The sequence below is a fragment of the Psychrobacter urativorans genome, assembly GCF_904846675.1.
GTDB lineage: Bacteria > Pseudomonadota > Gammaproteobacteria > Pseudomonadales > Moraxellaceae > Psychrobacter > Psychrobacter urativorans_B.
This window is the reverse complement of sequence record NZ_CAJHBT010000024.1, coordinates 1-23,111: the sequence shown is the minus strand read 5'-3', so window position 1 is coordinate 23,111 and position 23,111 is coordinate 1. Positions and strand designations below refer to the sequence as shown.

Genomic DNA, 23,111 nt, shown 5'->3' with positions numbered 1-23,111 from the left:
GGTGGCCTGTTTTTAATGGCGACTGCTAATTTATAAGCCGCATTCAATACCATACTAAAAGCAGCACTAAATAAAAAAATGAGGCAATAATGACAAACAATCATAATAATAGCCATAACCATATTAATAGTAACATTGAACAGCGTATGCAGCAGTTATTGACTGAACTGCAATTAGACGATGCGCCGGCAGGTGGCTCTTTGGCCGTTTATCAGGCGGGCAAATGTATCGCGCAAGCAAGTGTAGGTATGGCGCAAGCGGGCGTTGAGTGGGGGCCTAATGCGCTGTCATTAAACTTTTCTACTGGCAAAGGCGTAATTGCGACTTTGGTGCATGTTTTGGTATCACAGCAACTGCTGGATTATGCTACGCCGATTGCCAGCTACTGGCCGGAATTTGCGGCTAACGGCAAAGCAGAGGTTACCTTACGTGCGCTGATGTCGCACCAAGCCAATCTATTCGCTATTACGAGTATTGAGACCGATAGCGACACGCTACTTGATTGGGAGGTTATGCTAACAAAAGTTGCTGCTATGCCTATGACCAAACCCGATGACTTTCAAGGTAGTGCTGGACGTAATGTTGATGAAGCCGCTGCCAGTGGCTCATATGTCAGCGCTTATAGCGCACTGATTTACGGTTGGATATTGGGAGGCTTAGTAGAGGCGGTGACGGATATGTCATTGGCGGCAGCGCTACGGTATTATTTAACTGAACCGTTAGGTATTGCAGAGAGCTGCTATTTTGGCGTGCCAGCTGATAAAGTAAATGACGTTGCTACCTTGGTAAAGGACTTTGCTACCAGCGATTCTGCAACCGTAAATTTAATTAATCCAGATAGCAACCAACGCAGTAAACGTCGTAAGCCGGTGTTAAAAGCAGATTCTGAGCAGACCCTAAATACTTATGCAAATTTACCCAGTTATTCCTGTTGGCAACAGCTTTCCGCAGAATATAAGCTTGCGCCCAATAGCTCTAAGCTTAATTCTACCCAAATCAATCGCCTATACTTTGACCATAGCCAGCTTAATCTTAAAAATTATAAAGCGGCCTTGATACCTACTAACCAGACGCCTATTGATTATTATGATACGCGAGCACTACAAGCGGTGCTGCCAGCAGTCAATGGCGTTGCATCAGCAAAAGCGTTGGCTACTATTTATGCCATGCTAGCGAATGGCGGCGAGTGGCATGGACAGACGTTAATTAATCCAGCGACGTTTGCGCAGTTATCGACGCCGCAAGTCTCTGGTATGGATGCTGTAATGCCAACTAATATGGACTGGCGCTTGGGCTATCATCGTCTCGTGCAATTGTGCCAAGATGGGCCGCTGTGCCAAGAAAATGCTCAAGGCTTTGGGCATATGGGCTATAACGGCTCAGTTGCTTGGTGCGACCCTACGCGGCAACTGTCATTTGCTTTTGTCCATAATTTCGATGTGACAATGCTAAACGATATCCGCCAGTTTGCGCTGACCGAAGCTTTATTAAGCATGATAGATTAGATTTAATGACAGTTTATGCTGAACTGAACATACGGAATAATCAGATAATGGCTGGCTTTAGAACCGCTATATCCGGCCTTTTCGTACCAAGAGATATCTTGTTGGTAAAATAAGGTAGTGGTAAAGCCGGCTATGGCTAAATGTTGGTTGCCTTGACCACAGCTTGAATACTCTTTTGCAAAGCTGATTGAGAGTTGGGCAATTTGTTGTCCTTTAGCAGAATAAAAACCATCACTTTGCTTGTCTTGCTGATAACAATGCACTCTGAATAATTCGCTAATGGTATCGCGGTTTTCCGTCCAAAGATTAGCGCAAAAGTCTGCTCAATGAATTCTAGGCCCGTGTTATTGACCAAGGCAAGCGGCGTTAATACCATCTCATCTAAGCGCATAAACCGATGAAACGTTAGTACTTTTGGTATGACGACCTTAGATAAAGCAATAGACTCTGCATGAGTGGCTGCTATTTTAGCCAGAATAGGATGATGGTGTTTATGATTTTGTAGCAAGGTTAGCGTTTGCTTTGCTCGGGTAAGCGCCACATATAGCGGTCTGTCGCTATGACTATCATTAGAGGCAGACTGCTCGTCGATGATATAAACATGATCAAACTCCATGCCTTTTGCGCTATGATAGGTGATTAGAATGACTTGAGTGTCATCATCGTATAATACATATTCCAGTGCCTGCAATACTTGCTCATAAGTGCTATTGTGCAGCGTTTGTGTATGGCTAAGCAGCGCTTCCCATGCTTTGTCTAAGTGGTTCAGCTTTTGCTCTTTTCGCCAATTCTCTAAAAAACCATACACGCTGCCACTGATTACGGTTAAGCGGTCGGCACTTAAATATTGAAATAGAGCTTGTCCTATCAGACTGTTAAGTGGAATAACTTGCTCATCTTCATTAAAACGCTGGTTAGTAATGTTTTCAGCTTAGAGATAATGCTGGATGGCATCGAAATACGCCCATTTAGGGGCAAGTATGGCTATTGTTGGCGCAGTAGCCGTTTTAGTAGCAGTATTTAGGCGCTGTTGAATATCAGCGGCTACCCAAGCTGCCATATTAACGCCTTTGGTCTGTTGATAAAAAGCATGACGAATAGGACTATTTGGATAAGGGTTGGTTGCTTTGACTTGGTGCTTAAGTTGCTTAAGTTGCTTTAGTCGCTAGGCAATGCTGACTCAATAAAGTCATTGGCTAAGCTGACAATATTGTTGGCACTGCGATAGTTGTTTAATAGATTGATATTCGTCAATATCCTGAAGCTCATCAACCATAATGTACTGAAAGTGCTGAGGCTTTGCCTGCTTTGGGTGCTTCTCCATTGAGCTCTTTACGATACTGACGTAGCCAAGTGTCTAACGTTGAGTGGCCAATACCCAGCGATTCAGAGACTTCTGCTATCTTGCGGTTATGATTGATGACCATATTGACGGCTTTAAGCTTGAATTATAGGCTAAACTGTTTACGTTTGTTGGTCATACTATTTTCCTTCTTTGGGTTAGTATAACCTCTTATGTGCTGTCCAATCTTATTATGCTATTACACTTTGACCTAGAGCAATAAAAAAGGCGCACTCACATTGTAAGTACACCAAGGGTCAATGATCTAGTACAGACTTAAAGCACTCAAGGATATTAAACAAAAAAACTACTTTGTATTCTGCCCCAGACGAATAGCAGCGGCAATATTTACCGCAGTGGTTTCGATATTGTCATAGGCTTCTTTTAAGACATTATCGATAGAGTCTACTTTTTGGATACTAGGCATAACTACTTCAAATTGAGTGGTTTGGGTAGGTTTAAGCCCATCGACACTTCCGCAAATGGCAATAACAGGTGTCTGATTCAGCTTAGCCAGTTGGCTGATACCACCAGCAACTTTACCCATTGCAGTTTGCTCATCAAGTTTACCTTCACCCGTTATCACTAGATCAGCATTGGTAATATGCTGCGATAGACCAACAGCCTCGGCTACCGTATCAAAGCCTGACTGCAACCGTGCTCCACAAAAGGTCATTAATGCGTAGCCGAGGCCTCCTGCTGCGCCTGCACCTGCAACATGTTGGTAACTTTCACTACCGTGATGGTTGCCATGCTGATGACAAACCGTCGCAAAGTGACTTAAAGATTTATCTAAAAGCTTAATTTGTTCAGTACTTGCTCCCTTTTGTGGACCAAAAATCGCGCTGGCTCCTAACGGACCACATAACGGATTATTCACGTCACAGGCCACTTCAAAGACGGTATTTAGAATGTTTGGATTGAACGTTGAGCTGTCTATCCGTTGCAAGTTGGCAAGTTGACCACCGCCTTGTCCTAAAGGCTCTCCTTGCTGGTCATAAAAGGCCATTCCCAAAGCTGCTAACATGCCAACGCCAGCATCATTAGTTGCACTACCACCAAGACCAATAATAATGCGTTTTGCCCCTTTATCTAAAGCGTCTTTGATGAGTTCACCAACCCCGTAGCTACTGGCTATTAAAGGGTTTCTTTCTTCTAAGTTTAAAAGATGCAGACCACATGCTTGAGCGATTTCAATTACCGCAGTAGCATCTGGTAATAGCAAGTATTTTGTGGTAAGAGACCTCATTAGTGGATCATGCACTATCACTTCTTTCCATTGCCCGCCTAGTACGTAAGACAAGACAGTGGACGTACCTTCGCCGCCATCGGCCATCGGTAATAACGTATAGTCAGCATTCGGAAATACCTGACTAAACCCAGACTTAATGGCAAGGCAAACATCCAAGGCTTCTAAGCTTTCTTTAAATGAGTCTGGTGCAATTAAAATATTCATTATTCTCTCTTGATTTCTTTATCAGTTTTCTATGGTTTATCTATCATTAAAACGTTTAAAACACACTTATTGATTGGTCTTAAATTAAATAAATACCAACGTTAATAACCAGATGAATATGATGCTGGCGACACCTTGAATACCAGTGGCAACTGAATGCGCTTTATAAGCTTGCGGTACACTCATGTGACTAAACTGACTAACAATCCAGAAGAAACTATCATTGGCATGTGAGATAGTCATGGCACCGGCACCGATTGCCATTACACAAAAGACCCGACCAAGATCACTATCAAGTCCGATCTGTCCTAATAGAGGTGCAACCATCGCTGACGTGGTTACTAACGCTACCGTGGTAGAGCCCTGCGCAGTTTTTAGGGCGGCTGAAACAATAAACGGCATAAATATGCCCAGACCTAAAGCCGATAAGGTAGTGCCTAAGTAGTCACCTATTGGGGTGACTTTTAGCATCGCACCAAATGCGCCGCCAGCTCCGGTGATTAATAATATGGGCGCTGCTACCACTAGGCCTTGAGCAATGCTGTCGCTAATTTGCTGGGTCTTATTACCACTATTTATTAATAAAAACGATAGAAACAAACCGATGAGCAGGGCAGTTAGGGGATTACCAATAAATACCAATATATCAATGATGAAACCAATGCCTAGCGGTGCCGTTGGGAAGTTGGCAACAGAGGACAGGCATATCAAAACGATAGGAACGATAATAGGTAAAAAGGCCATAGTTGCTGATGGCATACTATCGTAGTCTTCACGAGCTTTCATATTTGCAGGTACGGCATCAGCTGGGATATTGTCAGCATCTATATTATCTGGTTCGACATCGAGGAAACGGTTTGACCATAACCAGCCTGCCAATACGGCAACAGCAGTCACTACAATACCAACCATGATTACCAGACCTAGATTCGACTCAAGCCCCAAGTTACCCGCTGCTGCGATAGGCCCTGGAGTGGGCGGAACAAAGGTATGAGTCGCATATAAACCGGTCGCTAAGGCAATACTCATCGCCACACTTGATACTTGCAAGCGCTCAGCCAAAGACTCTTTTAAAGAGTTCAAGATGATGAAACCTGAGTCACAAAACACAGGAATCGAGACCACTGCCCCGACGATAGACATAGTCAGGGTCGGAAAGCGTGGCCCTAGAAAATTGATGACTGTTTCTGCCATAACAATAGCAGCCCCTGTTTTCTCTAAGATCAACCCAATAATCGTACCAAATACAATCACCAGACCGATATAACCTAAGATTCCACCAAAGCCATCAGAGATAGTTTTTGCGACCGTATCAAGAGGAACTTGATAAAATAATGCCACTAAAAAGGCGGAAAGTATTAAGACTAAAAAAGGATGCCACTTCAACTTTGCTGTGGCAAAAATAATAAAAAGAATGGTTAGCACAAGCCAAAATACTATCATCACGTTCCCTATAGGGTTGATATCTGTTTATATCTTAGGTAATTATCAATGCAACTGTCTATAAGTGACGCATCGATACCGATACGATTTTTTAAGGTGCATATCTTATAGCAAATACAGCTTGCTAGGAGAAGTATCTGCTTAATGACTCTTTATTCTGTAGTTAGTGCTATTCCATAGAGCCTTTTCACATACAACTTTTAGACCATTATTAAGCTATCATATTTTTCAAAAGCTTATTGCATAGAACTGGCGTATGAATAAGCTTGCTATGACCATAAAAATGCAAACAACAACTTGATAAATGATAAAGCCACATAATCTGATAGTATGTGGCTTTATTTTACATTCATTATCGTCAGGAACCCTTCATTGAATACATTTACAGCGCCCGCTATAACCAACATAGAAAATAGCAACTTACGTCAGCAGCTACAGCAGATTATAGATTTAAAAACCAAACCACTAGGATCACTCGGGCGCTTAGAAACTTTAGGACTACAAATCGGTCTGATTCAAGGAACGACTACGCCGCGTATTGAACAGCCACAAATCAGGGTGTTTGCTGCTGACCATGGTCTGGTTAAGCACGGCACCTCTGCGTTTCCAAGTAGCGTTACCGCGCAAATGGTGCTTAATTTCTTACAAGGCGGTGCTGCCATTAATGTGTTGGCGCGCCAGCATAATATTGAGCTAAAAGTAGTCGATGCTGGGGTCGCTACTGATTTTGACAGCGCTTCTTTTAAAAATCATCCACAATTGCTCGATTATAAAGTCCGCTATGGCAGCCGTGATGCCTTGACAGAAGCAGCGATGACTGATGAGGAGTGCATTAGCGCTCTTAAAAACGGCATGGCCGTTGCTCAGGAGCTGACGGGTAACTTACTCATCGTTGGTGAAATGGGCATTGGTAATACTTCTGCGGCTAGTCTGTTGCTGGCTAGATTAGGAAACTTACCTATTGCAGATTGTATTGGTCGTGGTACGGGTTTGGATGATGCCGGATTACAGCAAAAAGAACAGATTTTGACCCAAGTATTGCAGCGTCATAGTGAGGCAACCACGCCATTTGCAGCGCTTGCAGCGTTGGGCGGACTAGAGATTGCCACGATGATTGGGGCTTTGATTCAAGCGGCCAGCCAACGACGTATTCTATTAATCGATGGCTTTATTGCCAGCATTGCTTTACTGGTCGCTGAGCATTTAGCGCCAGGAGTGCGTCAATATGCCATATTTGCCCATCATTCAGCTGAGCCTGGTCATGAGTATTTATTACAACTGTTACATGCCACGCCGCTATTGAACATGCAAATGCGTTTGGGTGAAGGTAGCGGGGCGGCACTAGCGTATCCATTATTACAATCGGCTTGTGCCATTATTAATGAGATGGCAAGCTTTAGTGATGCTGGTATTAGTGAAAAAAATAGCAATGAGAAAAACAACAGTGAGAAAAATAACTGATGTTAGATCCATCAAAGCAATCAGATCAATCACAGCCACGCCATTCATTTATTAAGAAAATCCAATATGAATGGCGATTGCTGTTGGTCGCTACCCAGTTTTTAACCCGTATCCCCGTTCCTCAGTTTACGCATTATGAACCGCAGTGGTTACACCAAAGCAGTCGTCATTTTCCGGCGGTAGGTTTACTGGTGGGGCTGCTTTGTGCGCTGGTATTTTGGCTGGCTAGCAGTCTCTTTAATCCTTTGGTCGCGGCGGTGATGAGTACGGCTTTTAGTATCAAGCTGACCGGTGCCTTTCATGAAGATGGTCTTGCGGATACTTGCGATGGCTTGGGCGGCGGTCTGACCCGTGAGCGTACTTTGACTATCATGAAAGACTCGCGTTTAGGCACTTATGGTACGTTGGGGCTAGTATCGGCATTATTGCTCAAAATTACTTTGCTCGCATCCATGCCATTATCGGTCGCTTTGGTTGCGCTAATCATTGGACATTGTGCCTCGCGCTTATTGTCGATCAGTCTTATTACCATGCTACCGTATGGCGGTGAGGTAGAGCATGCTAAGGCCAAACCTATGGCGCAGCAGATGACACCATTACAAGGACTAATTAGTAGTGTTTGGCTATTAGTAGGCATGGGTTTAGCGATGATTCTGTTTCCTGATACCATACGTCAGATTGGTATAGGGCACTGGCTGCTAGCCTTGGTGCTGGCTTTAGTGGCCACTGATTATATGCGCCGTTTATTACGTCGGCGCTTACAGGGCTATACCGGTGATGGACTTGGTGCGACCCAGCAGCTTAGTGAAGTCGCTATTTATGCGGGGCTTGCGGCATCGTTGCCTTTTATTTAAGTTGCTTTCTCTAAGTTGCTTATATCTAAAATTAGGAACATTATCATTTATGGCTTTATATATTTGGCGTCATCCTAAACCGCTTGCCGCCGTTGGTATCTGTTTTGGACAGACCGATATGGCTGTCGATAGTCGTAAGCTTAAACGCCTTGCCAATCAAATTCAGCGTTTTGCCCGCCTGCATCAGCTGCCAAAAGTGATTTGGGTCAGCCCCTTACAGCGCTCATTAAAAGTCGGGCAATTACTGGCACTGCAAGGCTTTCAATGTCACGTTGCCCCTGAGCTTATCGAGATTGATTTTGGCGATTGGGAAGGTCGCCCTTGGGAGCAGATTGCCAAGCAAGAAATTGATGAGTGGTGCAATGATTTTGCCCACTTCGCTCCTGATAATGGCGAGAGTTTGCAGCAGTTTTTTATCCGAGTTGAAGACTGGTTAAGTGCACATATTGCTGAGCAAGTTACCAATACTATAGCTGTGCCAATATTAACAGTGGGTCATGCTGGCTGGATTAATGCGGCTAAGATGATTGACGCGGGGCAAAAAGTACCGCAAGTGGCTGCCGACTGGCCGCGCTCGGTCGCTTATGGAGAAGTTAGTATTCTGGAGCTATCAGGGCTTTGATTCGCCTATTTAAATCTATCTATTAATTGAAAGTTATTTTAGTAGTGGGTTGAGTAATGATGCCGGTGTCAAGAGAGCCAGCCGATGATTACAGGACCTTATTCTGAATACTATTCATAAAATTTTAATAGCTACTGAGATGGCTATATAATACCCTCGTTCACTACTAATGTTGTCCTTATCTACATCCTATACATTCCCACTCTGACATGAGAGCGTCACAAGCGTACTCTCTCATATGACATATTCATCAGGAAGTTTCATGCGTACCACTAAAGATCGTATTCGCCATACTTTGGGCTTTGAGATAATAGGCCTGCTTATATTCGCTCCATTAGCAAGCTGGGTATTCGGCTTTGACCTGCAACTGATGGGAGGCATGGCTGTCGTTGGCTCCATCATCGCCACGGTATGGAATTATTTTTATAACCTATTGTTCGACCACGCGATGCTGAAACTGCGAGGGGACGTGCACAAGACCGTCTTGATACGAGTGTTTCACGCCTTTTTGTTCGAGGGCGGTCTGCTGTTATTGTTCCTGCCGATGATTGCTTGGTATCTGGGCATTACTATGTGGGAAGCCTTCATGATGGATATCGCTATGGCGACCTTTTATCTGGTGTATGCTTTTGTCTATAATATAATCTATGACAAGGTTTATCCTGTTCCGTAAGCTGGTGTTAGAGACTACTTTTTTGCTTGTCTTGAATTCCGGTTATTTATGCGATCCTATTACTGATAATGAAAGACTTAAAAGCCGACTCCCTGTTAAAAGTCGGCTACCTGCTATAAATAGGGCGCTTGTTTGCGATTAAAAATACTAAATTGAAAAGTATCGGTCTCTGTGTCCATTCTGCATCCAATATATCTTATAATAAGATAACGTCTAATAAATTTAATGCGGCAACGGCTCAATACCCTCTTAGACTTAGATTATGAAAGATTGAGGTTGAAGTTGAAGTTAATTATTCCGATAAATTCTATTTATAAACGTCTTAAAGGGTCTGTTGGTTATTAAGCCACGGACGCTTTAAGACGTTTGTCACTTAACGATTGCGCCCTGTTACCGATCAAACTATTGAGAATAAAAATTATGGCAAAACCCGCAGTTAATAAAAATGACCAAGCTAAAGAGGGTCGCTTTGAAGAAGCCCTTTGGGATACCGCCAATAAGCTGCGTGGTAGTGTGGAATCCTCCGAATACAAACATATCGTATTGAGCCTGATTTTCCTCAAGTTCATCAGCGATACCTTTGAGGCACAACGCCAAAAACTCATTGATACCGGCTTCGAGAAGCATATCGATATGGTGGCGGCTTATACCAAAGATAACGTGTTTTATTTGCCAGAAAACAGCCGTTGGGACTTTATTCAGCAAAACGCCAAGCAAGAAGACATTGCTCTAAAGATTGATACCGCGCTTAGTACCATTGAAAAGACTAATAAAGCCCTTAAAGGCGCATTGCCGGACAACTACTTCTCTCGTTTGGGCTTAGACGCCAGTAAGCTGTCAGCGTTGATTGATGTGGTCAATAACATTGATACCATTGGTAACCCAGAGGAAGACACCGTAGGGCGCGTCTATGAGTACTTCTTAGGCAAGTTTGCCGCCAGTGAAGGCAAAGGCGGCGGCGAGTTCTACACGCCCAAGTCAGTGGTGAATTTGATTGCAGAGATGATTGAGCCCTACCAAGGCAAGATTTATGACCCGTGCTGCGGCTCGGGCGGTATGTTTGTGCAGTCCATCAAGTTTATCGAAAGTCATCACGGCAATACCAAAGACGTGTCTATCTATGGGCAAGAATACACCAGCACCACTTATAAACTGGCCAAAATGAACTTAGCCATTCGCGGTATTTCTAGTAATTTGGGCGACGTGGCCGCCAATACCTTTTTAAAAGACCAGCATGAAAATCTGAAAGCTGACTTTATCATGGCCAATCCCCCATTTAACCAAAAAGATTGGCGCGCGGCTGATGAGCTGGTTGATGACCCACGCTGGGCAGGCTACACCACGCCGCCTACCGGCAATGCCAACTATGCATGGATATTACACATGATATCCAAGCTGTCGGAACACGGGACTGCTGGTTTCGTACTCGCAAACGGTTCCATGTCGACCACCACCAGTGGTGAGGGCGAAATTCGCCAACAAATCATCGAAAATGACTTGGTAGATTGTATGATTGCGCTACCGGGGCAACTGTTTTATACCACCCAAATTCCGGTGTGCCTATGGTTTATCAGCCGTGACAAACAAGCCACCTCTGCCCACAGCCAACAGCGTGGACTGCGTAACCGCACGGGTGAAACGCTATTTATTGATGCGCGTAACATCGGCAGCATGATTAGCCGCACCCATAAAGAGCTGTCTGGCGATGATATTGCTGCGATTGCCAAGACCTATCACGCATGGCGTGGCGAGGCAGAAGCAGGCGGTTATGAAGCCTACGCGGACGAAGCAGGCTACTGTAAATCTGCCACGCTCACCGATATCAAAGCCAACGACTACGTGCTGACCCCTGGACGTTATGTGGGCGCTGCGCCAATTGAGGATGACGGAATCCCGTTTGAAACCAAAATGAGTGAGCTTAGCCAAACGCTATACAGTCAAATGCAAGCGTCAGAACAGCTTGATGCGGTCATTCGTAAAAACTTGGAGGTATTGGGTTATGGCGAGTGATTGGGTAGAAGCATCTCTTGGTGATTTTGTTGATCATCAGAAAGGATTTATTTTTAAGTCCAAAGACTATCAAGATGAAGGCGAACTAATAGTTAGAGTAAGTGACTTTACGGATAGATCTATTGATATTACATCCTGTAATAAGATCGATAAATCAAGAGCAGGTGAGTTTCAGTCAGTCCGCTTGAATGTATTAGATGTAGTGATAGCGACAGTAGGTTCATGGCCAAAAAATCCGGCATCTATTGTTGGTAAAACCATTAATGTTCCAAAAAATGCTGATGGTGCTTTATTAAATCAAAATGCAGTTAGATTAAGAGCAGTAAATGAGATGGATCAAAGGTTTTTATTCTTTCTTTTAAAGAATAAAGGTTTTCAAAGCTATATCGTTTCGACAGCTCAAGGAAGCGCAAATCAAGCGAGCATTACACTTAAAGATATATTTAAATACACTTTTAATCTACCGCCACTCCAAGAACAAAAAACCATTGCCCATATTCTTGGCTCGCTAGATGACAAAATCGAGCTTAACCGCCAAATGAACGAAACACTTGAGGCGATGGCGCAAGCGTTGTTTAAAAGTTGGTTTGTAGACTTTGACCCGGTGATTGACAATGCTTTGGCGGCAGGCAATCCCATACCTGACGAGCTATTAGAGCGTGCCGAACAACGGCAAGCGATGCAGCACAGCGATAATGATAAACAAGCCATTCGGGCATTATTTCCTGATGCGTTTGAATTTACGGAAGAAATGGATTGGATTCCGAAGGGTTGGAAGATAATAAAAGTATTGGATTTATCAGAAAAATTAACTAAAGGAACTACCCCTAGCAAAGCTGATTTATCTAAAGCTGAAGACGAAGCAAGTATCCCATTTCTGAAAGTCATGAATATTGATAATAATGGATTTATTAAAGCAGAAAAACTAGAGAATATCCCAAAAAGTATTCATGAAGGTTCGCTTAAAAGGTCTATTATAAAAGAAGGTGACGTTTTATTTTCTATTGCTGGAACGATTGGTCGAACTTCAATTGTCCCAAAAAAACTAGATAATTCTAATGTTAATCAAGCTATTGCATTTATCAGACTAAAAGATTCTAAAAAATCTAATTTTTTACTTCAATTACTGAAATCTAAAGAAACACAGAACATCGTACACTCAAAAATTGTACAGGCTGTGCAAGCTAATTTTAGCCTTACAGAGTTAGGAGGTTTAATCTTAGCGGAGCCGAGTAATAATGTTTTTGATAGTTGGTTTGAAAAGACAGAGAGTGTTTTTATGAAAATTTCAGACCTACAAGATAACACCTCTGCACTAACCAAACTGCGCGACACTCTCCTACCCAAACTCTTATCAGGTGAGCTACGTATTCCAGACGCTGCCGCATTGGTAGAGGACGCATAGATGACCGTTACTGACAATAAATTTGAGATATATGTCACCGATGATGGGCAAACCCAGATTGAGATTCGGCTGGAGCAGGATACGCTGTGGTTATCCCAAGCGCAAATGGCGACCTTGTTTGATAAAGATTCTGACACCATTGGCTTGCACCTGAAAAATATCTACAAAGAGGGCGAATTAGACCAAGCAGCAACTACCGAGGAATCCTCGGTAGTTCGCCAAGAAGGACAGCGCCAAGTGCGTCGTAACATCCGTTTTTACAATCTGGATGCCATTATCTCGGTGGGTTATCGGGTGAATTCCAAAAAAGGCACCCAGTTTCGTATTTGGGCAACCCAGCGTTTGCGTGAGTATTTGGTGCAAGGCTACACGGTAAACGAGCAGCGCTTTGATAAAAATGCGGCCGAACTAAAACAAGCCTTAAAATTGATTAAAAAGACATCCCAAAGCCCTGAGCTTAATACCACTGAGGGGCGCGGCTTGATTGAGATTATCAGCCGTTATACCCAAACCTTTTTATGGCTGCAACGCTATGATGAGGGGTTGCTTGACGACCCAGCGGGGCAATTTGGCGGGGTATTGCCAAGCACCGCTAACGCCATGGCAGCCCTGAACCATCTTAAAGCCCAGCTTATGGAACGCGGCGAGGCGACAGAATTATTTGCCAAACCGCGCGGAGACGGCTTGGACAGTGTGCTTGCTAATCTTGAGCAAACCGTATTTGGTGAGCCTGCTTATCCCACCATTGAGAGCAAAGCGGCGCATTTATTGTATTTTATGGTCAAAAACCATGTCTTTACCGATGGCAATAAGCGCAGTGGCGCGTTCTTGTTTGTAGATTTCTTGCATCGTAATAATCGCTTGCTCAATAGCGAGGGCGATATGGTGATTAATAACACCGGACTGGCTGCCTTAACTTTATTGGTCGCAGAGTCTGACCCCAATCAAAAAGAAACCTTGATTAAACTCATTATGAATATGCTGTCATTAGAGGGCTGATTAACAGAGGCGTAACCGATGAAATTCACCGAAGACAGATTAGAGCAAGCCATCATTGAGTTATTGAGAGTTGAGGGCTATCCGCACACTCATGGCGAGGTGCTCACGCTTGAATGCGCGCGCAGCCCTGATGAGGTACTGATTAAGTCTGATTTGCGTGAATTTTTGGCAACTCGTTATCAAGCGGATTTCATCACTGATTATGAGATTGAATCCATCATTCATAAGCTGGACTATCTGCCCGCATCCGACCTCTACGACAGCAACAAAGCCATTATGAAATGGGTGGCGGATGGATTCCTACTCAAGCGTGAAGACCATCTGCAAAAGGATTTATACATCCAGCTGCTGGATTATGACGCCATTGATAACAATCATTATCGCTTGGTTAATCAGATGGAGATACAAGGCTACGAGCTGCGTATTCCTGATGGCATTCTTTATATCAATGGTCTGCCGCTGGTGGTGTTTGAGTTTAAGAGCGCCATTCGTGAAGACGCCACCATGTTCGATGCCTACACCCAACTGCATACCCGTTATCAGCGTGATATTCCAGAGCTGTTCAAATATAACGCCCTATGCGTGATTAGTGACGGAGCAAACTCTAAGATGGGCTCATTCTTTGCCCCTTATGAGTTCTACTACTCATGGCGCAAGATTACAGGGGAAGAAAAGCTCGGTAAAGACGGTATCAATTCCTTATTTACCATGATTAGCGGCTTGTTTTATAAACCGCGTTTGCTGGAAGTTATCCGTAACTTTATTTATGTACCGGACACCTCAAGTAAATCAGAAAAAATAGTTTGCCGTTATCCGCAGTATTATGCAGCAACCAAGCTATTTACCAACATCAAGCGTCATATGAAAGTGCTGGATGCTGACGGCAACCTAGATGAAACCGATAGCCTACGTGACGGCAAGGGCGGTACTTACTTTGGCGCTACCGGCTGCGGAAAAAGTTTTACCATGCTATTTCTAGCCCGTTTGCTTATGAAAGATATTGAGCTTGGTAGCCCGACCATTATTTTAATCACCGACCGTACCGATTTGGACGATCAGTTATCAGGCACCTTTACCAATGCCAAAGCCTATATAGGCGATGACATCATCGTTAGTGTGGAGAGTCGCGCCGACTTGCGAGAACAGCTCAAAAATCGCAAGAGTGGCGGGGTATTCCTGACCACCATTCATAAATTCACCGAAGACTTGGCGCTACTAACCAATCGCACCAATGTCATCTGTATCTCTGATGAGGCGCACCGTAGCCAAATTAACTTAGACCAAAAAATCACCGTCACCGATGATGGGGTGAAGAAAACCTACGGCTTTGCCAAGTATTTACATGACTCATTGCCCAATGCCACCTATGTCGGCTTTACGGGAACGCCAGTAGACGCCACCCTTAAAGTATTTGGCCCCGTGGTAGACAGCTACACCATGACTGAATCAGTATTTGATGATATTACGGTACGGATTATTTATGAGGGCCGCGCTGCCAAAGTATTGTTAGATGGTCGTCAGCTGGATGAGGTGGAGAAATACTATCAAGACAGTAGCGATGTTGGGGCTAGTGACTATCAGATAGAAAAAAGTAAAAAAGATATGGCCAGTATGTCGACCATCTTAGGCGACCCTGACCGTATTGAAGCCATTGCCAAAGACTTTGTAGAACACTACGAAGCGCGAGTTGAGGAAGGCGCTACCCAAAAAGGCAAAGCCATGTTTGTCTGTAGCAGTCGCGGCGTTGCCTATCAGTTTTATAAACAGGTCATCAAGCTGCGTCCTGAATGGGATGAAATCAAAGCGTGTGCGGACGGCAGCACCTTATCGTTAACGGATCAGAAAAAAGTAAAGCCCATGGAGCAGGTCAAAATGATTATGACCCGTAACCAAGACGATGAAAAAGCCTTGTGGGACAAGCTTGGCAATAAAGACTATCGTAAAGAGCTCGACCGCCAGTTTAAAAATGGGCAATCCAACTTTAAAATCGCCATCGTGGTGGATATGTGGCTGACTGGCTTTGACGTACCCTTTCTCGATACCATGTACATCGACAAGCCGCTACAAAAGCACAGCCTGATTCAGACCATCTCACGAGTCAATCGTAAGTTTGAAGGCAAAGAAAACGGCTTGGTGGTTGATTATATCGGCATCAAACGACAGATGAATCAGGCGTTGTCTCATTATACCGGTGGCCAAGAGCAAGATATCGACGACATCAGAGAGTCAGTAGTGGTAGTCAAAGACCACTTGAGCTTACTTGGCGCGCTATTCCATAAGTTTGATGACAGTCTCTACTTTACGGGTACGCCTACCCAGCAGCTGCATTGCCTAAACGCCGCTGCTGACTTCACTTTAAGAACCAAGAAGTTTGAAAAGACTTTTATGGACTTAACCAAACGTCTTAAATCGGCTTATGATATTTGTGTTGGCAGTAATGAGCTGAGTGAGGCCCATAAAGACAAAATCCATTACTACCTTGCGGTTCGTACCATTCTCTTTAAAATCACCACTGGCGGTGCCCCTGACGTTGAGCAGATGAACCAAAAGGTACGCGATTTGGTCAAAGACGCTTTAATCAGTGACGGCGTGGAAGAAATATTTAAGCTTGGCGGTGACACTGACGGGGAGATTGACCTGTTTGATGACGACTACCTTGCCAAATTAGAAGTGATAAAGCAGCCCAATACTAAGCTGCAACTGCTCCAGCAACTGCTATCCAAAGCCATTGGTGAGATGGCAAAAACCAATAAGGTTAAGGGTGTCGACTTCACTAAAAAAATGAACGCCTTGGTTGAGAAATACAATGAGCGTGATGAACAAGACGTCTTGCGGGCTGAAGTGATTGGCGACTTTTCGGATGAAATTATCAAGCTATATAATGAGCTAAGGGCTGAAATGGCATCCTTTGGAGAGATGGGCATCGACTTTGAGGAAAAAGCGTTTTACGACATTCTCCTATCTTTGGCGCATAAATACGATTTTACCTACCCTGAAGACAAGCTGCTGGAACTGGCCAAAGCCGTCAAACAAGTGATTGATGACAAAGCCAAATACATCGACTGGAACAAGCGTGAGGACATCAAAGCCGAATTACAGTTTGATCTGATGGTATTGCTGGATGAATGGGGCTATCCGCCTATTGATCGAGGTGAAGTCTATGAAGAGATATTTGAGCAAGCGGAGAACTTTAAGAAGAATCGTGCGGCTCAATAGATATTATTTATAACAGGGATAAAACTATATAATGCATATTAAGTCAGCATTTTAAGAAAACAAAATAAAGGACTTATATGGGTTATCATAGTCTCATTCTTATTTTTATTCTTAATGTTCATTTTTGAAACATGCTTATATCTAAAATAATAATAGTTTTAGGACTTTTTTAGCATTAATCTTATCAGGGTGATTGACTGTATGATAGGTCATCTCATTAGCAGCTAATTAATGTGAGAGCCAGAGCTATGAGCCATGGTTAAGTAGCAAACACGATTTAATGATAAAAAGGAAAAATAATGCGCTTACCGATAATGAGCCTACTATGATGAAACGGACTTCTATTTATAAAGTAATGATTGCAGGATTATTATTTGGTCTGACACTATCAACGTGGGCAACGAGCCTTACGAGAGCCACCACAGACACAGACTCTGTGATGTCAATATGGCTTGCAGAGCAAGGCGATGCCGTAGCCCAATATAATCTTGGACGGGCCTACTTTATCGGTGACGGCGTGCCAAAAGATGCGACTAAAGCGTTTGAGTGGTATCAAAAGGCGGCCAAGCAAGGCGAAGCCGTAGCCCAATATAATGTTGGCTGGATGTATGTACATGGGGTAGGTGTCGAACAAGACTATAGCAAGGCAGCTGAGTGGTATCAGAAGTCTGCTAAGCAAGGAGACCTTGATGCTCAATTTAATCTGGGTCTGATGTACTATGATGGCCAAGGGGTGAGCAAAGACCTTGCCAAAGCCTATGACTTGTATCAACAAGCCGCTGAGCAAGGCGGCGTTGAAGCTCAATATAATCTCGGTTCCATGTATCTAAATGGCGATGGCGTACCGCAAGATTCGGTCAAAGCCTTTGGGTGGTATCAAGAGGCGGCCAATCGCGGTGATGCCGATGCGCAATATAATCTTGGCTTGATGTACCATAAAGGCGAGGGCGTTCAGAACAATGCTGTCAAAGCCTTTGAGTGGTATCAAGCATCCGCTTATCAAGGCGATCCCGAAGCCCAATATAATACGGCTACTATGTATGAAAATGGCGATGGCGTCGAACAAGATTCTGCCAAGGCTTTAGAGTGGTATGGTCAATCTTGTGACAACGGCGCAGAAGAAGCCTGTAAGCAATATGCCATGATAGCCATTATGAAGAGTGTCAATCAGTAAGAATATTAATATATTGTTTTAAATGAATTGAATTTTTCGCTTCTGCGTATTAGGCGATAAGAATATAGGTAATCTCAGCAATGACCGCAACGATTTTTGATACCCGCGATTATAACTATCCTGATAATTATAACGAGATTAAGCCCAAGCTTAAGCGCTTAGAGCAGGCGATTAAAAAGTTAGAAGCGAACTTGATTGAAGCTGAGTCTGATACTGGTATTTATTCTAAGCTACTGAATCAACGACTTGCTGATGACTTAAATTTGACTGTAGATTATGCCCGTGAGCTGAATCCCAATCAGTTATTAGCCGCAACGACTGTTGATGGTAAGGTATTAGTGATTGCGGGTGCCGGTTCGGGTAAGACCAAAACCTTGACTTATCGCACCAGTTATTTGATAGAAAATGGGGTGCCACCCAGTCAAATCTTACTGCTGACCTTTACTCGTAAAGCCGCTAATGAAATTAAGAACCGTGCTAAGACGTTGCTAGTAAGTTCTTTTTCGAATAGCAGCTCGACTGACGGTACTTTATCGGGCAGCACTTTATCAAATAGCTATTTACCAAACAGCAAAGCACTTAACGATATCACCAGCGGTACTTTTCACTCATTCTGCAATAGGCTATTGCGTCAGTATTCAGGACTGCTTGGTATCAATCCACGCTTTACGATTTTGGATACTGGCGATGCCGAAGATGCGATTGACTTGGTTAATAAAGAAAAAAAGTATCCTACCCAAACCAATATCCAAGCCTTTCCCCGTAAAAAAACCCTGCAGAATATTATTTCAACCTCTAGAAATCGGCGTATTCATATTCGTAATTTAATCGAAAGTAACTATCCCGATATGACGGTACATATTCCTGTTATTGAGCAGTTGGCCATTGATTTTCATGAGTATAAGCGCGCCAATCATCTCTACGACTTTGACGATATTATCAGCCAAGTGGTGCGTCATCTAAAGACCAATGATACCTTCCGCCAGCTGTTACAGCAGACCTATCGCTATATCATGGTTGATGAATATCAAGATACCAACATTCCGCAAAAGCAATTGATTGACCTTATTTGCCAGCCTGAATCGGTATCGCTAATGGTAGTTGGCGATGACAACCAAAGTATTTACGCTTTTCGCGGGGCCAATTATGAGAATATCTTATTGTTTGGCGAAACTTACCCTGATGCTAAATTGATTAAGCTTGAACAGAATTATCGCAGTACGCCAGCGATATTGGATTATATCAATGCTTTATCCGAACAAATTACTTTGGGTTATCAAAAGCAGCTATATTCTGAGGCGGCATCTAAAGGAATGTTTGAGGGTCAAAAGCCCATATTTTGTCGGTTAAGTGATGAGCGTAAAGAGGCAAAGTATATTGCTGATACTATTATTGAGTTAAAGCCGGATTATGACTATAACGAATTTGCGGTACTGTGTCGTACCTCTTTTCAATCAAATTATCTGCAGCTAGAGTTTATGGAGCGCAATATTCCTTTCATCGTCGTTGGCGGCATCAAGTTTATTGAAAGACGACATATCAAAGACGTGTTGGCGTTCGTTAAAATACTCTATAACCCCAATGACACTATTTCATGGCATCGTATCTTAACCCTATTTAAAGGGGTGGGAGCGGTGACTGCTACTAAGCTCACCCAAGCGATCAATGCTGATAATAATTCCTTTGAGCCGTTATTGGCAGCGCCATTTGCTAAAAAGAGCGAACAGCTAAAACCTTTGTATGCCGTTTTGACCAAAGCCAGCCAAGCAGACTCTGTTGAACAAGTTATTGATGATATTCTGGATTTTTATATCCCGATACTCAAGTTTATTGAAGACAATTGGCGTGAGCGCTCAGAGGACTTTCGAGTACTTAAAAACTTAGCCCAAGAATATAATAGCCTTGATAACTTCTTAGAAAACCTAGCGCTTGATCCGCCCAATGATTCTATTGCCGCTATAGGCAAGTCTGATGATGGCAGTAACGATGACAATGATAAAGTAACTATTTCGACCATTCATAGTGCCAAAGGATTGGAGTGGCCAATAGTGTTTGTGAATTCCTTGGTCGATGGCATGACCCCGCATCATCGCTCATTGGATGACTTCGAGGAATTAGAAGAGGAGCGTAAGCTGTTCTATGTGGCTTGTAGTCGCGCTAAGACTGGTCTGTATTTAACCGCGCCTGATTATTTTGCCAGTTATTCAGGCTACTTCGATAAGCCGTCAAGATTTATCGCGGAGCTGTCGGCAGATAAGGTGGCGGTCGAGACGGTTAGAAAGTCTGTGTTCGAGAGTGATGAGCCGGTTTGGTGGTGATGGGCTTTGATGCACTAAGCCTTAATAAACCAATTCCTAATGCCCAACTGTCTGCGAAAACACATTAATTACAAACACGCCGCTGATAATTAGAGCAATGCCAACGATAGCTGGCGTATCAATACTTTGTTTAAAGACCACCGTACTTATAATAGCGGTTAATACGATACCGATACCGCCCCAAATCGCGTAAGCAATGCCTAAAGGAATGGTCTTAAGGGTTTGCGATAGAAAGTAAAATGAGCCGATATATAATGCGGTCATTAAAAGTGTTGGTACCAGACGGGTAAACTGCTCAGACTTCATCAAAAACATCGTGCCAAATACTTCGCAAATAATGGCTAACATTAAAAAGCCGTAGCCAATAAGGATGGGGTTCATACATTAAAGCTCCAGCGCCAACTTATAGCATTGTACATAAATAGGTCGCATATAACAGATTAAATATAAGCCGCTTATTATAACGATATATGCATCCTAAACAACATGAGCGTTTGAGAAAATCCGACCTAAATTGAGCTTCTTATTCAGCAGATTAACGGGATAATAATTGCAACTATTCCTCTCAATAAATCCTCGCTCGATATTAATAACCAAAAGTATTCAATAACAAAAAAATCTGTTAGATATGGGTTTATTAATTATCGTGTTCGCGTTACTATCAGGGCTTAATATACTGGTTTTTTATTCCTACAGTGAAAAGGATATGCTATGCGCTACGACGTTATTGTTATTGGTGCGGGTATGGTCGGTACATCGACTGCTTGGCATCTACAAAAAAACGACTCTAAGGTTTTGTTGTTAGACAGGAAGCTGCCGGGACTCGAGACCTCGTACGGTAATGCTGGCTTGATTCAGCGCGAAGCGATTCATACGCATCCCTTTCCTCGGCAGCTGACGGAGCTGGTCAGAGTCATGCCCAATCGCGGGACTGATATTCGCTATCGTATTCCGGCTATCCTGCGTTATCATCAGGCGCTCCTCCAGTATTGGAAGTATTCTACGCCAGCCTCGGTCAAACAAATAGAAGCAGAATGGCAGACCCTGATTGCGCATTGTACCAGTGAGCATCAGACCATGATTACCGCATCAAACGCTGATGAGTTGATTCGACGTGATGGCTGGCTGCAGCTACATCGTTCTGAAGAGACTCTGAAAGCGGCTATTGCTGCTGCTATCAGTGACCGTGACCAGGGTGTCGAGCATAAAGTATTGACCGTTGATGAATTAAAAGCGATTGAGCCGAATGCTAATTTTGCTGGTTTTGTCGGTGCGATTCACTGGTTAAACTCATGGCAAGTCTCTAACCCAAGCGCCCTTGTAAAAGCTTACGCCAAAAGCTTCGAAGAGATGCAAGGGGAGATAAAAGAAAGTGATGTTAAAGAAATAACTCCTGATGATAGTGGTAATGGTAGGGGCTGGAAAGTAGTCACTGATAGTGATACCTATTATAGCGATGATTTGGTAATAGCTGCTGGACCTTGGTCTAATGAGTTAATCAAACCGTTAGGATATAATCTGCCATTATTCCCAATGCGCGGCTATCATCAGCACTTTAAAACCAATGGTAAAAATACCATCAATCACAGCATGTTTGATATGGATAAAGGCTTTGTTATGGGGCCCATGCAGCAAGGTATTCGTATCACGACTGGGGCTGAAATGACCACTATGGATGCACCAAAGAATTTTGGACAGCTGAAAACCGTACTGAAGCTTGCTAAAAAGATATTGCCATTAAATGAAGCCGTAGAGTCTGAGGCGTGGGCAGGCTCGCGTCCGTGTATGCCAGACATGAAGCCCGTGATTGGCGCGGCTGGCAAGCATGATAAATTATGGTTTGCCTTTGGTCACAGCCATCAAGGCTTTACCTTAGGGCCGATTACCGGACGTCTTGTTGAAGAGCTGATTCACGATAAACCATTAACCGTTGATGTTACTCCGTTCAATGCACAGCGTTTTTCTAAATAATCTTTCACTCATCTGAAAAAGTTAATCAAGCAATAAGTTAAAGAGAGAAGGATAAACCATCATGCAAAAGCTACATAGTACTCAACGTATGAGTCAAATCGTTATTCATAACCAGACTATTTATTTATCCGGTCAAGTTGGCAATGCTGAAGATGATATCAAAGCCCAAGCTTTAACTTGCCTAGAGAAGGTCCAAAGCTTGTTAGAGGAAGTCGGTAGTGACAAATCAAAAATCCTTTCGGCAACGGTATGGGTAAAAAGTATGTCGGACTTCGCGGCGATGAATGAGGTCTGGGATAAATGGTTTGAAGGGATGCAGCCGCCAGCTCGTGCTTGCGGTGAGTCAGCTTTAGCGCGTCCTGAGCTGTTGGTAGAGATCACGGTCATCGCTGCTGAATAGCTGTTTTAAGACTTGCATGAAAATAAAAAGGACAGGGTATTAACTATCGTGTCCTTTTTTTGTGGGCTGCTTAGTAGTGTTTAGTGCAGTTGCTTACACTGCTTAGGGTTTCTTCAACTATACTTAGCCCTTCTCAGTCGATCATCTGTTCCCAAAAATTATTTTGATAGAATCAATTTTTACACATTAGGGTCTGTATAGAATTAGGGAATAGTTGAAAAAAATAAGCAACGCCTTAAACTCTTGTTTACCACAACAAAGA

General features: G+C 43.4%; 18 protein-coding genes and 1 pseudogene. 13 read left to right on the top strand and 6 right to left on the bottom strand.

Going from position 1 to position 23,111, the window contains the following annotated elements; genetic code table 11:
* Positions 1–89: 89 nt before the first annotated feature.
* A complete protein-coding gene (locus JMY06_RS10250; protein WP_201618182.1) occupies positions 90–1,505 on the top strand; it encodes a serine hydrolase domain-containing protein in 1,416 nt (471 codons plus the stop codon).
* Positions 1,506–1,641: 136 nt separating this feature from the next.
* On the opposite strand, the gene JMY06_RS10245 is transcribed toward JMY06_RS10250, so the two are convergent.
* The 5 genes and pseudogenes from JMY06_RS10245 to JMY06_RS10230 form a co-directional block, all read right to left on the bottom strand.
* Positions 1,642–2,313: an ATP-binding domain-containing protein gene (locus JMY06_RS10245; protein ID WP_201618181.1), complete on the bottom strand. Its 672-nt coding sequence runs from the start codon at positions 2,311–2,313 to the stop codon at positions 1,642–1,644.
* Between the two features lie 123 nt (positions 2,314–2,436).
* Positions 2,437–2,565 (bottom strand): hypothetical protein, encoded by a 129-nt coding sequence (locus JMY06_RS11915; protein ID WP_265087890.1) that lies wholly within the window; start codon positions 2,563–2,565, stop codon positions 2,437–2,439.
* 208 nt (positions 2,566–2,773) lie between these two features.
* Positions 2,774–2,941: pseudogene (locus JMY06_RS10240) on the bottom strand (transposase); the annotation flags it as partial.
* Between the two features lie 213 nt (positions 2,942–3,154).
* The gene (locus JMY06_RS10235) at positions 3,155–4,303 is read right to left on the bottom strand and encodes a glycerate kinase (RefSeq protein WP_201618179.1); all 1,149 of its coding nucleotides are present in this window, start codon (positions 4,301–4,303) and stop codon (positions 3,155–3,157) included.
* 84 nt (positions 4,304–4,387) lie between these two features.
* Positions 4,388–5,746: a GntP family permease gene (locus tag JMY06_RS10230; protein ID WP_201528246.1), complete on the bottom strand. Its 1,359-nt coding sequence runs from the start codon at positions 5,744–5,746 to the stop codon at positions 4,388–4,390.
* 372 nt (positions 5,747–6,118) lie between these two features.
* On the opposite strand from JMY06_RS10230, the gene cobT reads away from it, so the two are divergent.
* The 10 genes from cobT (at position 6,119) to JMY06_RS10180 (ending at position 20,478) form a co-directional block, all read left to right on the top strand.
* Positions 6,119–7,207, top strand: a complete 1,089-nt coding sequence (cobT, locus tag JMY06_RS10225) for a nicotinate-nucleotide--dimethylbenzimidazole phosphoribosyltransferase (RefSeq protein WP_201618178.1) — start codon at positions 6,119–6,121, stop codon at positions 7,205–7,207.
* Complete coding sequence (gene cobS / locus JMY06_RS10220; protein ID WP_201618177.1) at positions 7,207–8,061, top strand: adenosylcobinamide-GDP ribazoletransferase; 855 nt, start codon at positions 7,207–7,209, stop codon at positions 8,059–8,061. The genes cobT and cobS overlap by 1 nt, the downstream gene beginning before the upstream one ends.
* Positions 8,062–8,110: 49 nt before the next feature.
* Positions 8,111–8,683 carry a histidine phosphatase family protein gene (locus JMY06_RS10215; RefSeq protein ID WP_201618176.1) on the top strand — a complete coding sequence of 191 codons (573 nt, stop codon included), beginning with the start codon at positions 8,111–8,113 and terminating at the stop codon, positions 8,681–8,683.
* A gap of 262 nt (positions 8,684–8,945) precedes the next feature.
* A complete protein-coding gene (locus tag JMY06_RS10210; protein WP_201528256.1) occupies positions 8,946–9,356 on the top strand; it encodes a PACE efflux transporter in 411 nt (136 codons plus the stop codon).
* A 420-nt stretch (positions 9,357–9,776) separates the two neighbouring features.
* Positions 9,777–11,366, top strand: coding sequence for a type I restriction-modification system subunit M (locus JMY06_RS10205; protein ID WP_201618175.1), 1,590 nt, complete (start codon positions 9,777–9,779; stop codon positions 11,364–11,366).
* Entirely contained in the window at positions 11,356–12,771 is a 1,416-nt protein-coding gene (locus JMY06_RS10200) for a restriction endonuclease subunit S (protein WP_201618174.1), read from the top strand. Before JMY06_RS10205 ends, JMY06_RS10200 begins: the two co-directional genes overlap by 11 nt.
* Positions 12,772–13,770, top strand: a complete 999-nt coding sequence (gene rhuM / locus JMY06_RS10195) for a virulence protein RhuM/Fic/DOC family protein (RefSeq protein ID WP_201618173.1) — start codon at positions 12,772–12,774, stop codon at positions 13,768–13,770.
* Positions 13,771–13,788: 18 nt separating this feature from the next.
* Complete coding sequence (locus JMY06_RS10190) at positions 13,789–16,986, top strand: type I restriction endonuclease subunit R (protein ID WP_201618172.1); 3,198 nt, start codon at positions 13,789–13,791, stop codon at positions 16,984–16,986.
* 325 nt (positions 16,987–17,311) lie between these two features.
* Complete coding sequence (locus JMY06_RS10185) at positions 17,312–18,160, top strand: tetratricopeptide repeat protein (RefSeq protein WP_201618171.1); 849 nt, start codon at positions 17,312–17,314, stop codon at positions 18,158–18,160.
* An 80-nt stretch (positions 18,161–18,240) separates the two neighbouring features.
* Positions 18,241–20,478, top strand: a complete 2,238-nt coding sequence (locus JMY06_RS10180; RefSeq protein WP_201618170.1) for an ATP-dependent helicase — start codon at positions 18,241–18,243, stop codon at positions 20,476–20,478.
* 36 nt (positions 20,479–20,514) lie between these two features.
* Here the strand turns inward: JMY06_RS10180 and JMY06_RS10175 are convergent, their stop codons facing one another.
* Positions 20,515–20,859 carry a DMT family transporter gene (locus tag JMY06_RS10175; protein ID WP_201529860.1) on the bottom strand — a complete coding sequence of 115 codons (345 nt, stop codon included), beginning with the start codon at positions 20,857–20,859 and terminating at the stop codon, positions 20,515–20,517.
* A gap of 330 nt (positions 20,860–21,189) precedes the next feature.
* On the opposite strand from JMY06_RS10175, the gene JMY06_RS10170 reads away from it, so the two are divergent.
* Together JMY06_RS10170 and JMY06_RS10165 are read left to right on the top strand one after the other, a co-directional pair.
* Positions 21,190–22,449 carry an NAD(P)/FAD-dependent oxidoreductase gene (locus tag JMY06_RS10170; RefSeq protein WP_201618169.1) on the top strand — a complete coding sequence of 420 codons (1,260 nt, stop codon included), beginning with the start codon at positions 21,190–21,192 and terminating at the stop codon, positions 22,447–22,449.
* Between the two features lie 61 nt (positions 22,450–22,510).
* A complete protein-coding gene (locus tag JMY06_RS10165) occupies positions 22,511–22,849 on the top strand; it encodes a RidA family protein (protein ID WP_201529856.1) in 339 nt (112 codons plus the stop codon).
* Positions 22,850–23,111 lie beyond the last annotated feature (262 nt).

Bases quoted from the DNA above. Each gene is read 5' to 3' on its own strand.
- JMY06_RS10250 (WP_201618182.1), top strand. From the start codon at position 90: ATGACAAACAATCATAATAATAGCCATAACCATATTAATAGTAACATT.
- JMY06_RS11915 (WP_265087890.1), bottom strand. From the start codon at position 2,565: ATGGCAGCTTGGGTAGCCGCTGATATTCAACAGCGCCTAAATACTGCT.
- JMY06_RS10235 (WP_201618179.1), bottom strand. From the start codon at position 4,303: ATGAATATTTTAATTGCACCAGACTCATTTAAAGAAAGCTTAGAAGCC.
- JMY06_RS10230 (WP_201528246.1), bottom strand. From the start codon at position 5,746: ATGATAGTATTTTGGCTTGTGCTAACCATTCTTTTTATTATTTTTGCC.
- cobS (WP_201618177.1), top strand. From the start codon at position 7,207: ATGTTAGATCCATCAAAGCAATCAGATCAATCACAGCCACGCCATTCA.
- JMY06_RS10215 (WP_201618176.1), top strand. From the start codon at position 8,111: ATGGCTTTATATATTTGGCGTCATCCTAAACCGCTTGCCGCCGTTGGT.
- JMY06_RS10210 (WP_201528256.1), top strand. From the start codon at position 8,946: ATGCGTACCACTAAAGATCGTATTCGCCATACTTTGGGCTTTGAGATA.
- JMY06_RS10205 (WP_201618175.1), top strand. From the start codon at position 9,777: ATGGCAAAACCCGCAGTTAATAAAAATGACCAAGCTAAAGAGGGTCGC.
- JMY06_RS10200 (WP_201618174.1), top strand. From the start codon at position 11,356: ATGGCGAGTGATTGGGTAGAAGCATCTCTTGGTGATTTTGTTGATCAT.
- rhuM (WP_201618173.1), top strand. From the start codon at position 12,772: ATGACCGTTACTGACAATAAATTTGAGATATATGTCACCGATGATGGG.
- JMY06_RS10190 (WP_201618172.1), top strand. From the start codon at position 13,789: ATGAAATTCACCGAAGACAGATTAGAGCAAGCCATCATTGAGTTATTG.
- JMY06_RS10185 (WP_201618171.1), top strand. From the start codon at position 17,312: ATGATGAAACGGACTTCTATTTATAAAGTAATGATTGCAGGATTATTA.
- JMY06_RS10180 (WP_201618170.1), top strand. From the start codon at position 18,241: ATGACCGCAACGATTTTTGATACCCGCGATTATAACTATCCTGATAAT.
- JMY06_RS10175 (WP_201529860.1), bottom strand. From the start codon at position 20,859: ATGAACCCCATCCTTATTGGCTACGGCTTTTTAATGTTAGCCATTATT.
- JMY06_RS10170 (WP_201618169.1), top strand. From the start codon at position 21,190: ATGCGCTACGACGTTATTGTTATTGGTGCGGGTATGGTCGGTACATCG.
- JMY06_RS10165 (WP_201529856.1), top strand. From the start codon at position 22,511: ATGCAAAAGCTACATAGTACTCAACGTATGAGTCAAATCGTTATTCAT.